This is a genomic window from Chloroflexota bacterium (genome assembly GCA_020850535.1).
Taxonomy (GTDB): Bacteria; Chloroflexota; UBA6077; order UBA6077; family JACCZL01; genus JADZEM01.
Window position 1 is genome coordinate 103,918 of record JADZEM010000187.1, and the last position, 11,766, is coordinate 115,683.

11 protein-coding genes are annotated in these 11,766 nt (G+C 69.8%); 6 read left to right on the forward strand and 5 right to left on the reverse strand.

Annotation, left to right across the window (positions count from 1 at the left end; genetic code table 11):
• Window positions 1–242: 242 nt before the first annotated feature.
• The 3 genes from IT306_26685 to IT306_26695 all read right to left on the reverse strand — a co-directional run bounded on the left by IT306_26685 (window position 243) and on the right by IT306_26695 (window position 4,033).
• Window positions 243–1,055, reverse strand: a complete 813-nt coding sequence (locus tag IT306_26685) for an anti-sigma factor (GenBank protein MCC7372031.1) — start codon at window positions 1,053–1,055, stop codon at window positions 243–245.
• Window positions 1,052–1,642 (reverse strand): sigma-70 family RNA polymerase sigma factor, encoded by a 591-nt coding sequence (locus IT306_26690; GenBank protein ID MCC7372032.1) that lies wholly within the window; start codon window positions 1,640–1,642, stop codon window positions 1,052–1,054. Before IT306_26690 ends, IT306_26685 begins: the two co-directional genes overlap by 4 nt.
• A 324-nt stretch (window positions 1,643–1,966) precedes the next feature.
• The gene (locus tag IT306_26695; protein ID MCC7372033.1) at window positions 1,967–4,033 is read right to left on the reverse strand and encodes a molybdopterin oxidoreductase family protein; all 2,067 of its coding nucleotides are present in this window, start codon (window positions 4,031–4,033) and stop codon (window positions 1,967–1,969) included.
• Between the two features lie 119 nt (window positions 4,034–4,152).
• On the opposite strand from IT306_26695, the gene IT306_26700 reads away from it, so the two are divergent.
• The 3 genes from IT306_26700 to IT306_26710 are packed head-to-tail and all read left to right on the forward strand — an operon-like array spanning window position 4,153 to window position 6,346.
• On the forward strand, window positions 4,153–4,692 hold the full coding sequence (locus tag IT306_26700) for a hypothetical protein (GenBank protein ID MCC7372034.1): 540 nt from the start codon (window positions 4,153–4,155) through the stop codon (window positions 4,690–4,692).
• 51 nt (window positions 4,693–4,743) lie between these two features.
• Window positions 4,744–5,922: an FAD-binding oxidoreductase gene (locus IT306_26705; GenBank protein MCC7372035.1), complete on the forward strand. Its 1,179-nt coding sequence runs from the start codon at window positions 4,744–4,746 to the stop codon at window positions 5,920–5,922.
• A gap of 16 nt (window positions 5,923–5,938) precedes the next feature.
• The gene (locus IT306_26710) at window positions 5,939–6,346 is read left to right on the forward strand and encodes a PPOX class F420-dependent oxidoreductase (GenBank protein ID MCC7372036.1); all 408 of its coding nucleotides are present in this window, start codon (window positions 5,939–5,941) and stop codon (window positions 6,344–6,346) included.
• Window positions 6,347–6,444: 98 nt separating this feature from the next.
• Here IT306_26710 and IT306_26715 read toward each other — a convergent pair whose 3' ends face one another.
• Window positions 6,445–7,356, reverse strand: coding sequence for a ribokinase (locus tag IT306_26715; protein ID MCC7372037.1), 912 nt, complete (start codon window positions 7,354–7,356; stop codon window positions 6,445–6,447).
• 360 nt (window positions 7,357–7,716) lie between these two features.
• On the opposite strand from IT306_26715, the gene IT306_26720 reads away from it, so the two are divergent.
• Both IT306_26720 and IT306_26725 read left to right on the forward strand, forming a co-directional pair.
• Complete coding sequence (locus IT306_26720) at window positions 7,717–9,336, forward strand: hypothetical protein (GenBank protein MCC7372038.1); 1,620 nt, start codon at window positions 7,717–7,719, stop codon at window positions 9,334–9,336.
• Between the two features lie 51 nt (window positions 9,337–9,387).
• On the forward strand, window positions 9,388–9,723 hold the full coding sequence (locus IT306_26725; GenBank protein MCC7372039.1) for a hypothetical protein: 336 nt from the start codon (window positions 9,388–9,390) through the stop codon (window positions 9,721–9,723).
• A 6-nt stretch (window positions 9,724–9,729) separates the two neighbouring features.
• Here IT306_26725 and IT306_26730 read toward each other — a convergent pair whose 3' ends face one another.
• Window positions 9,730–10,812, reverse strand: a complete 1,083-nt coding sequence (locus IT306_26730) for a Gfo/Idh/MocA family oxidoreductase (GenBank protein MCC7372040.1) — start codon at window positions 10,810–10,812, stop codon at window positions 9,730–9,732.
• Window positions 10,813–11,040: 228 nt separating this feature from the next.
• Here IT306_26730 and IT306_26735 point away from each other — a divergent pair, with 228 nt between their 5' ends.
• The gene (locus IT306_26735) at window positions 11,041–11,703 is read left to right on the forward strand and encodes a TVP38/TMEM64 family protein (GenBank protein ID MCC7372041.1); all 663 of its coding nucleotides are present in this window, start codon (window positions 11,041–11,043) and stop codon (window positions 11,701–11,703) included.
• The last annotated feature ends 63 nt before the right edge of the window (window positions 11,704–11,766 follow it).

Genomic DNA, 11,766 nt, shown 5'->3' on the forward strand with positions numbered 1-11,766 from the left:
CGCGGCGAGGCACGAGCGAAGTGGAGGGATCTCCTCCTTCTGTGGCGTGAGGAAGATCCCTCGACTGCGTTCGCACGCTCACTCCGCTCGGGATGACGAGGGTGGGTGCAGGCTCACTCCGCTCGGGATGACGGGGGAGGGTCGTCAGGCTTGCCCTGCGCGTGCCGAATGGGTCGCTTCACTCGGGATGACGGTGAAGCATCGCCGGAGGTCCAACCCGGTCGTTCACGACGGACAGACCGCTAGATCGTGCCGCCCAGCAGCCGCGAGCCGGTCGGCGCGGGACTGCCGCCGGTCGGCTCCTCGGTCACGCCGAACGTGTTCCAGCGCGCCAGGGCGTCCGGGCACTTGATCAGCGTGTAGCCGTTGCCGGCTTTGTCGGTCCAGGTCAGGATGCCGGCGCTCTCGCGCTCGCCGTTGGCCCGCGCCACCCACAGCTGATAGACCCGCCCCGGCGGCAGCGGCGGCAGATTCCTGACCATCAGCATGCCCTCGCTGGTCTCCGGATCGATGTAGACCCGCCCGAACGCCGGCTGCGTCGGCTGGGTGGACTGCAACACCCGGATCTGCGTGTCGGCTGCCTGGAGCACCGACGCGACCCGCTGGTAGTTCTGCGCCCGCTCGGTCAGCGTGGCGATGCGCGCGTTCTGCGCGTCGAGCTGTGACTGAAGGTTGTACGCCCAGTAGCTCGATCCGGCCGCCACGATCACGGCGACGCCCGCGACGAGGCTGGTCAGCGTCGAGCGGAGACGCTGGGCGCGCGTGCTCTGCCAGATCGGGATCGGCGCGCCACCCCGTGCGAGCGGTGGCGACGGCAGCGCGCGCGGCTTCCTGGCCTGCGCCAGCACCCGGTCCTTGAGCCCGGTGGATGGATCGCTCTGCGGGAGCGCCAGCGCGAGCTGGGCCGTGACTTCGAGGTAGGAGGCCAGATCAGTCTCGCAGGTGGGGCAGTTGCGAAGGTGATCGTCGACCACGTCCCGCTCGTCGACGTCCAGGACGTTCAGGGCGTGGAGCGGCGTCAGCTCGCGGACCTCGTCGCAGGTCAGACCACTCATGACGCCCCCGGCCTCAGGTCCGCAAGCTCGAGGGAGCCACGCAGCTTCTGCATCGCCAGCCGCAAGCGGGTCTTGATCGTCCCGAGCGGCTCTCCAAGAGCCGAGGCGATCTCGACCTGAGTCATGCCGCGCAGGTACGCCAGCTCGACGGCGATACGCTGGGCCGTCGGCAGCTCGCGGAGGGCGCGGGCCACCGCCTCGCCGCTCAGCGAGCGCAGTACGTCGTCGACCGGATCGCGGTCGCTGAGGATCGGTTCGAGCGCCTGCTGCGATGCGCCGTAGCGCTGCTCCAGCTTGCGCCGCCGCAGTCGGTCCACGGCTCGGTGGTGCGCGACGCCCAGCAGCCAGGCGATCAGTCGACCGCGCTCGGGGGAGTAGGCGTCCGGCCGCTGCCAGAGCTTCAGGAACGTCTCCTGAACGATCTCCTCAGCCGCCTCGCGTTCGGAGAGCAGCTTCAAGGAGAGCGAGAACACTGCACGCGAGTGTCGCTCGTACAACTGCTCGAGTGCGCGCACATCGCCCTCGCCGAGCCGCTCCGCCAACGCCTCATCGGCAAGGAGCGACACGTCTACGGCTTGCGACGACATCACGGGAGATGCCTCGGCTGGGCACCATTCATGCAGCCCAGTATACCTGTCTCTCGTAAGACCGTCGAACGTTACAGCTAGAGTGCCCATATCACCAGGGTATACGCCCGGGGTAGCCCTGACGGATTAACGAAAACGGCCCTCAAACGGGCTCCTGCCTCAGATTGTTGCGCCGACAGTCAACAATCGTCACGGCAATGACACACAGCCGGCTGCCAGGACGCTCGATGTCGAACCGCCCGGACCGGTCCCACCCTCGCCGACGCGCCGTGGAGCCGGCTGAGCGCTCCTCGTTCGACAGCCTCCGCGGCGTGGCCTCGGGCCTCAACGCACCGGGCGCACCTCGACGAGGTTCGTGTGAAAGCAGGAGTTCGCCCCGAGGTCAGTCACGTAGTCGGGCGTGGTCCAGTTGACGTTACGCCCGTCCAGGCCGTGCTGCTGCCAGTGAACGACCTCGCTCACCACCACCCCGCGAGCAACGTCCTCCCCGACCCGTGCCCGAAGCTGACAGCTTCCACGGGCGTTCCAGACCTCCACGATCTCGCCGTCCAGGATGCCGCGCGCCTCGGCATCCTCGCGGTGCAGATCGAGCGTCGGCTCGCCGGCCAGTCGCCGGAACCGCGGCAAGTTGGCGAAGCTCGATCCCAGGAAGTGCTGCTCCTTCGGGGTCAACAGCTTCAGCGGGTACTGCTCGAAGAGGGCCGGGCTGGCCTCGGGACTCTCCAGCTCAGGCGTCCAGTTCGGCAGCGGATCGTGCCCCTGCTGCTCCAACGATGCGGAGAACAGCTCGATCTTGCCGCTCGGGGTCGGGAAGCGCCCATCCGCGAACGGCGTCCACGGTCGAGTCGGCAGCGCCAGCCGGACCGCCGATTCGGCTGCCAGCCGCTCCCAGGTGACGCCGTCGAGCAGCGGGCTCGGCGTCTGGAGCAGCTCGCGCACGATCTCCTCGGGCGTGGCGTACAGGCACGGCTCGGCGTAGCCCATCCTGCGCGCCAACGCCTGGAACAGCTCCAGGTTGGAGCGCGCCTCGCCGGGCGGCTGGACCGCCTGGAGGTTGAGGCGCAGGTACAACGACCAGTACGAGAGGTGCAGGTCGGTCTGCTCCAGCTGCATCGTGGCCGGCAGCACGATGTCGGCGTACCGGACCGTGTCGGTCGGGAAGATCTCGTGGACGACGGTGAACAGGTCGTCCCGCAGCAGTCCGCGCACCAGCTTGTCCTGGCGCTGCGCCACGGCGGCTGGATTGCCGTTGACGACCAACAGCGACCGAATCGGCGGATCGGCCGAGAGTAAGGCCTCGCCGATCTGGTTGATGTTGATGCTGCGCGGGACGGTGCGCCGCAGCTCACCGTCGTGCCCGACCCGCTCCGGATCCCAGGTCAGGTAACGGTTGTTGTAGAGAAAGCCGCCGCCAGGCGTGCCGTACTGGCCGGTCGCCGCCGGCAGCGTCAGCAGGCAGCGCATCGCCTGGCCACCATTGGTGTGGCGCTGGAGGCCCGGCCCGGTCGTGATGATACCCGGCCGCACGTGAGCGTACAGCCGCGCCAGCTCGCGCACCGTCTCGGCTGGCAGGCGGGTGATCGCGGCCACGCGCTCGGGCGTGTACTCGGCCGCCCGCTCGCGCAACGCCGGCCAGCCGACCGTCCGCTCGGCCAGGAACGCGTCGTCGGTGAGGCACTCGGCGATCAGGACATGCAGGACGCCGAGCGCCAGCGCACCATCCGTTCCAGGGTAGGGACGGATGTGCCAGTCGGCGTCGCGCGCCGTCTCGGTCACACGCGGGTCGATCAGGACCACCGTCGCGCCGTTCGCCTTCGCCTCGCGGATGAGCGGCACGGCGTGCGGGTTGGTGGCGGCCGGGTTGTAGCCCCAGACGAGGATCAGGCGGGCGTTGGGGAGGTCTTCGGGGTCCGCGCCGTGGGAGGCCCCCAGCGTGGCGTGCATCGCGGCGTGCCCGGCTTCGGAGCAGATACTCCGCACCAGCGTGCTCGCACCCAGCCGGTTCAGGAACCTGCGCTCGCCAACGGCTCGCTGGATGATCCCGAGCGTCCCAGAGTAGCCGTACGGCAGGATCGCCTCCGGACCGATCTCGCGGACGATCGCCTGCCAGCGCTGGGCGATCTCGTCGAGCGCCTCGTCCCAGGAGATCCGCACGAACTGTCCGCTGCCCTTCGGCCCGGTGCGCCGCCGCGGGTAGAGCAGGCGGTCAGGGCTGTTGTGACGCTCGAGGTACCGGTTGCCCTTGCGGCAAAGCCAGCCCCGGGTGATCGGATGGTCGGGATCGCCCACGGTGCGGACCACCCGCCCAGATTCGACCGTCGCGACAATGCCGCAAGTGTCCGGGCAATTCAGCGGACAGACGCTTCGCACCGTCAAAACGTCAAGCGCCATCGCGTCTCTCCAACCAAATACCCATCATCGTCTCATGGATGCAGATTTGCGTTGTGATGTCGTTGACATGCACGTCCAAACCGACCATACTCACCGTAGCACGATTGTGAGGTCCGTCCGTGCGTCGGCCCACGTACACCTGCACCTTTTGCGGGCAGGAGTTCTGGCACGAGCCTACCGCTACCCTGCGGATTCTGCCGGATCACCTGGAGTCTTCGGCGTGCCGCAAGGCACGTTGGCGGCAGCACCTTCGCACCTGGGCAGGATCGGTGTCGCGGGCGGCGCGCGCGTCGCTGTTCGGACGCCCGGCCGAGCGCACCGAGTGGGTGGTCCGTGTGCCGATGGAGCGGGTGCCGATGTCCGAGGCCGGGCCGATTGACCTCCTGGCGCCGGCCTTCGAGGAGCAACTGACCGGCACCGGTGGCGGGTTCCCGTCGGCACCGCTGCGCTGGCGGCGCACCTCACTCGACCGGCTGCGCGCGGCCGTCGACACCGAGTTGATTCGCGCCCGGCAGCGCGGCCTCAAGCCCGAGCTGCCCGTCGATTATGACGATCTGCGCCGCTGGAGTCGATGCCGCGTCGCCTACGGCCTGGACGGGCACGGCGGACAGCCAGCCCAGGGCGTTGAAGAGATCACGCTGATGATGGTGCAACGCTAGCACCGCCAGCCTGGGCTATCATCCCGGCCAGTGCGGCCGGAGGTTCCTGGCATGGCGTCAACGGATTCAGCACCCAGGTCGGCATCGGTAGTCATCGTCGGAGCGGGCGCCATCGGGTGCTCGATTGCCTACCACCTGGCGCAGCGTGGGCAGACCGACGTGGTCGTGGTCGAGCGCGCGACCATCGGCGCAGGCTCCACCAGCAAGGCGGCGGGCGGCATCCGCGCCCAGTTCGCCACCGAGCTGGAGATCCAGTTCTCGCTCGAAGGGATCGAGCGCTTCAAATCGTTCACGGATGAGTTCGGCGTCGATATCGGGTACACCCAGGAGGGGTACCTGTTCGTCGTCAGCGACCCGGCGATCCTGGCGCGATACGAGCGGAACGTCGCGCTCCAGAACCGGTTCGGCGTGCCGTCGCAGGTCATCACGCCGGCCGAGGTCCGCGACATCGTGCCGGGGATCTCGCTGGACAACGTGATCGCTGGCGTCTGGTGTCCCACCGACGGCCACGCCACCCCGAACGACGTCTGCATGGCGTTCGCGGCCGGCGCGCGGGCGAAGGGCGTCCGCTTCCTGGAGGAGACGACCGTCACCGGCATGTTCCAGGTCGTCGGCGGCCGGACCGGCGTCGAGACGACCGCCGGAACCATCGAGACGCCGTGCGTGGTGATCGCGGCCGGCGCAAACGCCGCCCCGGTCGCCCGGATGCTCGACGTCGAGGTGCCGGTGGTGCCGAAGCGCCGCCACATCTTCGTGACCGACACCTTCGACGGCGTGCGCCACCCGCTGCCGCTCGTCATCGACACGGCCTCGGGGTTCTACGCGCGCAGCGAGCAGCACACGCTGCTGATGAGTCCCGGCGACGTGGGCGAGGTGACCGACTACCTGGAAGCGCCCGTCGATTGGAGCGTGCTGGAGCGGACGGTCGAGGTCGGCATCCGGCGGTTCCCCTCGCTCGAACAGGCGACGGTCCGCAACGCCTGGGCCGGCCTGCGCCCGCTCACCCCTGACGAGCACGCCATCGTGGACTGGCTGCCGGGCGTCGATGGCGTCTTCTGCGCCGTCGGCTTCTGCGGCCACGGCTTCCAGCACTCGCCGGCCACCGGCAACCACGTGGCCGAGTGGCTGTTGGAAGGTCGGCCGTCGCTCGACCTCTCACCGCTCGGGTTTGCCCGGTTCGCGGGCCGCGACACCACAGTACACGGCTCGATAGTCTCTGGCGTCGACTGACCGGAAGGGGATGACGATGACCCACGACGAAGCCCTGCGCTTCGTGGGCGGCCATACGAAGGCCGTGCTTGCCACCATCAAGCGCGACGGCCGCCCCCAGCTCTCGCACGTCTCGTACACGCTGGACGACGACGGCCTCATCAAGATCTCGGTCACCAGGGACCGCGCCAAGACTCGCAACCTGCTGCGCGACCCACGCGCCACCCTCTCCATTGTCGACGACAACTGGAGCCAGTATCTCGTCGTGGAGGGTAGCTGCACGGTCATCGAGGACGATCCCGTCCCCGTCCTGCGCCGCGTCTACGAGCGGATTCGCGGCGGTCCCCACCCGGACTGGGCCGACTTCGACGCCGCGATGATCCGCGACGGCCGGGTCGTCCTCCAGATCACCGTGGACCGCATCTACCCGCTCGACCGGGGCTGAGCCGGCGCCTCAGCGGCCCGAGGTCAGCCGGAGCTCTAGACCAGGCCCACGTTGAAAACCGCAGGCACGTGGCAAGTAGTTTCCATCGTAGCTCTGGACTAGCGGCGGCCTCGGCGCGCCTGCCGCGTCAGCAGGAAGGCATCCACCTCGGCGCGCGTCGGCAGGGACGGCTGGGCGCCCATCTTGGTGGTGGCGAGCGCGCCGGCCGCCGATGCTGCTGACAGCGCCGCCCTGACGCCGCGCTCAGAGAACGTGGCTGCCAGCGCGCCAAGAAACGCATCGCCGGCCGCCGTCGAATCGATGCTCGGCACGCGGAACGGCGGCACCTCGGTCGTCTCGTCCGGCGTGATGAGCTGCGCGCCGCGTTCCCCGAGCGTCAGCACGATCTGCTGCACGCCCTTGGCGAAGAGGTCGGCTGGATCGCCGCTGCCGGCCGTCAGGTGCTCCAGCTCGGTCTCGTTGACGACGAGGTAGGACAGGCCCGCCAGCAGATCGTCGGGCAGCGCCTGGACGGGGCTCGGATTGAGGAAGACGGCCACGCCGGCGGCCTTCGCGATGGCCGCTGCCGCCACCACCGTCGCCATCGGCACCTCAAGCTGCATCAGCAGCCCATCCGCGCCCTGGATCGCCTCGGTCGCGGCGACCACGTCGTCCGGGGTCAACAGTGCATTGGCCGCCGGCACGACCACGATGGTGTTCGTTCCGTGGGCATCGACGGTGATGATGGCGGTCCCGGTCGGCCCCTCAGCTCGTCCGATGCGGCTGATCTCGACGCCGTTCCGCAGCAGATCGCCCACTAGCGCCCGGCCCGCCTCGTCCGTTCCGACCTTCCCGACCATCACGACGCTCGCACCCATGCGCGCGGCAGCCAGTGCTTGATTCGCGCCTTTGCCGCCCCCGAACCGTTGCAGCTCGGACCCGAGTATCGTCTCGCCAGCATCCGGGAGGCGGTCGGTGGTCACAACAAGGTCGAGGTTGATGCTGCCAACAACGGCGACTCGGGCGGCCATGCTCGTCCTCCGCCTCCCGCCGGGAGAGGCCAGCGACGATTGTAGCCCCCGCCCGTCCGACGTGGCCGGAAAGCGTAGCAGTGTGTGCCGTTCACGTACCGTTCACCGTGGCATCCGGCAGCGTACACGCGCCGACTGTAACGGGACTGTGATGTCTGCTCAGTCCCGCCAGATCGGGCGAAGTCAACGAAATGTGACGCTTCACCTCTTCCGTTCAGCAGCCGCCCCGCGTAGAGTAGGCCGCGTGCCGCACCCTTCCGTCGAGAGGGGACATCGACGACGAGGCGCGGCCCGGCTCGGGCGTGTGGGCGAGATCCAGGACGCAGACATGTCGATCCCGGGTTCGGTTGGAGGACAGGCGTGGCAGTGGGCAGACAGGGCCAGGCGGAGGCACGGCAACCGTACGACGAGGCCGCCAGGGCGCGAGCGACGCGGCCGGGCGAGCAGGCGTCTCGGCGGACAGGTCCGGGTGGTCCGGCGTTCATCAGCGATCAGGCTGAGGAGCAGTACCATCTCGACCAACTGCACGATCCGCAGGCCGATCCACTGACGAAGGCATCGGCGCGCATCGAGCTTGCCCGCATGTACGAGCGGCGCGGCCAGTTCGCTGAGGCGGCCGAGATGTACGAGCGGAATGTCTGGGCGGGTATCCGCACGCCGGCGACCTACGCCGGCCTGGCCGCCGCCTACCGACAGATCGGTCGCAACGACCTTGCCGACGCCGCGCTGGAGCAGGTCCGTCGCCAGGGCGGCGCGGTCACCCCGATGGCGCAGGCTGCGACGGTGTCCCCCGCCTACGCCGATACCGCCCCGCTGCCAGCAGCTCAGCCGCGTCAGCAGCGCCGCGACCATCGGACGTCGGCGGTCCGCCAGAGCGCCGAGCGCATTGGGAGCCTGCAGCCACGGCAGGTGACAGCACGGCCCACCGGTCAGGTGGCCAGCCAGCCCCGCGCAACGCGTGAGGAGCGCCGCTCGGCCCTCGGCCTTGACTCGCTGCCGCAAGTCGACCTGATGGCGCAGATTCGTGCCCTTACTGCACCGATCATGCGGAACGAGATCGGGCGTCGGACCGTCGTCGCCTCGTCCGTGCTGATCCCGATCGCGATCGGCGTCGCGATCTTTGCCGTCGTCGTCATGACCTCCACCCGCTCGCGAGCCGCCGAGCCACCGGCCACGGCTTCCGCGCCAGCACCGGCTGCGACTGCGCCCGCGCCGCCGGCCGCCGAGGCTCAGCCGACCCAGGCGCCGGCCGTTCTCGCCGCGCTGACGGAGCCGCCGGACGCTGCCCGCCTCGTCATCCAGAACACCGGCCCCGGCGGCCTGACGCTGCGCCGCTCGCCCGGGGTCGGAGAGCGCATCCGGATCCTGAACGACGGCACCGAGGTCGCCGACCTTGGCGACACCGCCGAGCACAGCGGTCGAAGCTGGAAGAAGGTTCGCGATCCGCAGGGCAGCGTGGGCTGGGCCGCCGCCGAGTTCCTGACGGCCCCCGGGGCCGCCACCGACGCCGCGCCCATGTCCAGCGCGGCCGGGGCGGCGCCGCGTCCGCAGGCTGGCCCTCCGTTCGCGTCCGGCGGCCTGGGCCTGAGCCGCGCCGAGTGGGAAGTGGCACACGGCCAGCCGACCCGCAGCAGCATCTTCCTGGAGTATGCTGGCGGCCGACTGGTCGTCGGGCTGCTGGAGGGCAACGTCTGGCACCTGGAGCGCGTCTGGCAGCGCAACGATGCCACGCCGCTCGACGCCGCCCGCAACGATGCTCGCGTCTACGTCCCGAGCGACGCCGTCCTGGTGCAGTCGCTGGACCGTGGCGACGGGCGCATCATCGACGTGTACAGCAGCGCCATCCTGACCGGACGCTTCGGACAGACCGCCTGGAACGGCGGCCGGCCCGGCACCTTCACGATCCAGTACCGCTTCCGGACGCCTGCTGACCGCATGGTCATCTCGGCGATGTTCCGCCTCGGCGATCTGCTCTCGTAGCCGCGCGGCAGTCGCCGCCCGTCCCCGTCCATGACACGACCGCCGCTCCGTGTGACCGTCTCCTTTCCCGAGGGGACGGTCACGCTGTTGCCACGGCGCGCGCCTGTCGGCCACAGCGATCCGATCCGTGGCACATCGCTGGCAGCCTATCCACTCGGCGAGAGTGGCGTGGACGCCGTCCGGGCGGCGCTGGCAGCCGCCGACGCCGGCGCGTCGACGCTGCACCCGGCCGTCGTCGAACCTGACCAGCAACCGGCCGCCGCCGTGCTCGGCCTGACCGAGCAGCAGGCAGTGGTGGTCGGCGTCGCGCTTGGCCTGCGAGCCATCCTGTTCTGGGACGGGCGACGCGGCAGCATCCTGGCGTGTGCGCCCGCCGACCAGACTTGAGCCGTCCTACCGTGGGCCGGTCGGCGTCTTCTCCACCGTCACGGTACGGCGCTCCGCCGCGCTGAGGTGCGCCGCGTCCATCACCGCCTGCACCCGCAGCCCCTGGTAGAAGTCCGCGAAATCCGGCGTCACCTCGCCGCGCACGCGCCTGACCAGCCGGTCAGCCAGCTCCACGAACGGAGCGATCCGCGGATCGCCCTGGATGTTGCGCACGAGCCGCCCCGGGATCTCGGCGGCCTCCCAGGAGCCAGTGCCCGTCGCCGTCAACAGCCGCGCATCGTCCTCGATGGCCAGCGCGCCCTGCGAGCCGTACGCTTCGAGCATCAGCTTGCCGGGCCGGGCCAGACCGGTCAGGTCCACCGAACAGCGCGCGCCGCTGGCAAACCGCAGGTGCAGCGCGACGTCGTCGTCAGCGGTCACGTCGCCCCAACCCTTGCCGTCCTTCGTCGGCCGGCGCGACACGAACGTGTTGACCTGTGCGCTGACCGCTTCAATTTCGCCGAACCACCAGAGCAGCGAGTCGATGAGGTGCGAGCCGAGCGCGCCGAACACCCCGCCACCCTTCGAGCGCTCGGACCACCAGTCCCAGGCACGGCTGTTCGACTCAGCCAGCATCCCGAGCAGCCAGGCCCAACGGATGACGCGCGGCTCGCCAAGGTGGCCAGCGTCGATCAGCTCTTTCATTCGCGAGCGGGCCGGCCGATACCTGAACTCGTGATCCACGGCGTGGACGCGCCCCGAGGCCGCCGCCGCCTCGACCATCTCCAGCCCCTCGGCGACGCTCAGCGCGAACGGCTTCTCGCAGAAGATGTGGCGTCCCCGCGCGATGGTCTCCAGCGCCATCTCGCGGTGCAGGTAGGGCGGCGTCACGATACTGACGATGTCGCACTCAACCTCGTCGAGCATCTTGCGCCAGTCGCCGTACGCCGCCGGGATGCCGAACTTCTCGGCGGTCAGGGCTGCGCGGTCGGGGTTGGCGCTGGCAACGGCGACCACCTCGACATCCGGCATCAGCTGAAACCCGGGGATCTGCACTGCCGACGCGAAACTGGTGCCGATGACGGCGACCTTCAGTGGCTGATCGGGCATCGAACGGCTCCAAGAGACTGAGATCGCGGCGGGCCATTCGGGCCTGCCGCGTGGACACCCGCCCAGGATCGCACGTCAGCATGCTGACGTGCAGAACGAACGGTCCGTGACAGGCGTCGGTGCCGGTGTGACCTACAATCTGCTCAACGGTTCTGTCACGATCTCCCCGTCAGGCACGGCCCATCATGCGCTCGCCGTGCCCTGCCCGTCGCCGCTGGAGGCCGCCTCGTGCGCCACTACTTCCTCGCCGTGTTCGCCGTAATGGTCGTCTTCCTCGCGCTCTTTCTGGGCGGCGAGGTGCTCGGCATCCCGATCCTCGAAGATCCGCTGCCCTGGCTCCAGCAGGCCGGCTGGTGGGCTGGCGTGGTCGGCATCTCGCTGTTGGCCGCCGACGTGGTGCTGCCGGTGCCCTCCAATATCGTGATGATCGCCCACGGGGCGCTGTTCGGCGTGCTCGTGGGCACGGCGCTCTCGCTGCTCGGGAGCATGCTGGCCGCCGTCGCGGCGTTCTTCATCGGGCGGCGGGGCGGACGCCTGTTGGCGCTGGCCGTCCCGGCCGACGAGCGTGCGCACGCCGACGCCGTGCTCGCGCGCTGGGGGCTGCTGGCGATTGTCGTCAGCCGGCCGCTGCCACTGCTGGCCGAGACGATCCTGGTGCTCGCGGGCGCCTCGGCGATGCCGTGGCGCACGGCGATGCTCGCCACGTTTCTCGGCTCGATCCCGCCCTCACTGTTCTACGCCTGGGCGGGAGCGGCCTCCATCGGCTTCGATGGCGGCGCGCTGGTGTCTGGTGGGGTCATCCTGCTGGCGGCGCTGACCGGGCTGACGCTCAAGCAGTTGGAGCGGTCGCGCATCAAGCCGGTCGAGGAGGCCGGACCGGCCACCACCTGAGCGTCGGCAGGCTCGGCGCGACCGCGACCCGAGCGGCGCGCGCGTTCCGCTGACGGGAGGATC

Excerpts from the sequence above, each read along its gene's own strand:
- IT306_26730 (MCC7372040.1), bottom strand. The coding sequence starts at position 10,812 with ATGCCCGATCAGCCACTGAAGGTCGCCGTCATCGGCACCAGTTTCGCG.
- IT306_26715 (MCC7372037.1), bottom strand. The coding sequence starts at position 7,356 with ATGGCCGCCCGAGTCGCCGTTGTTGGCAGCATCAACCTCGACCTTGTT.
- IT306_26695 (MCC7372033.1), bottom strand. The coding sequence starts at position 4,033 with ATGGCGCTTGACGTTTTGACGGTGCGAAGCGTCTGTCCGCTGAATTGC.
- IT306_26710 (MCC7372036.1), top strand. The coding sequence starts at position 5,939 with ATGACCCACGACGAAGCCCTGCGCTTCGTGGGCGGCCATACGAAGGCC.
- IT306_26685 (MCC7372031.1), bottom strand. The coding sequence starts at position 1,055 with ATGAGTGGTCTGACCTGCGACGAGGTCCGCGAGCTGACGCCGCTCCAC.
- IT306_26705 (MCC7372035.1), top strand. The coding sequence starts at position 4,744 with ATGGCGTCAACGGATTCAGCACCCAGGTCGGCATCGGTAGTCATCGTC.
- IT306_26690 (MCC7372032.1), bottom strand. The coding sequence starts at position 1,642 with ATGTCGTCGCAAGCCGTAGACGTGTCGCTCCTTGCCGATGAGGCGTTG.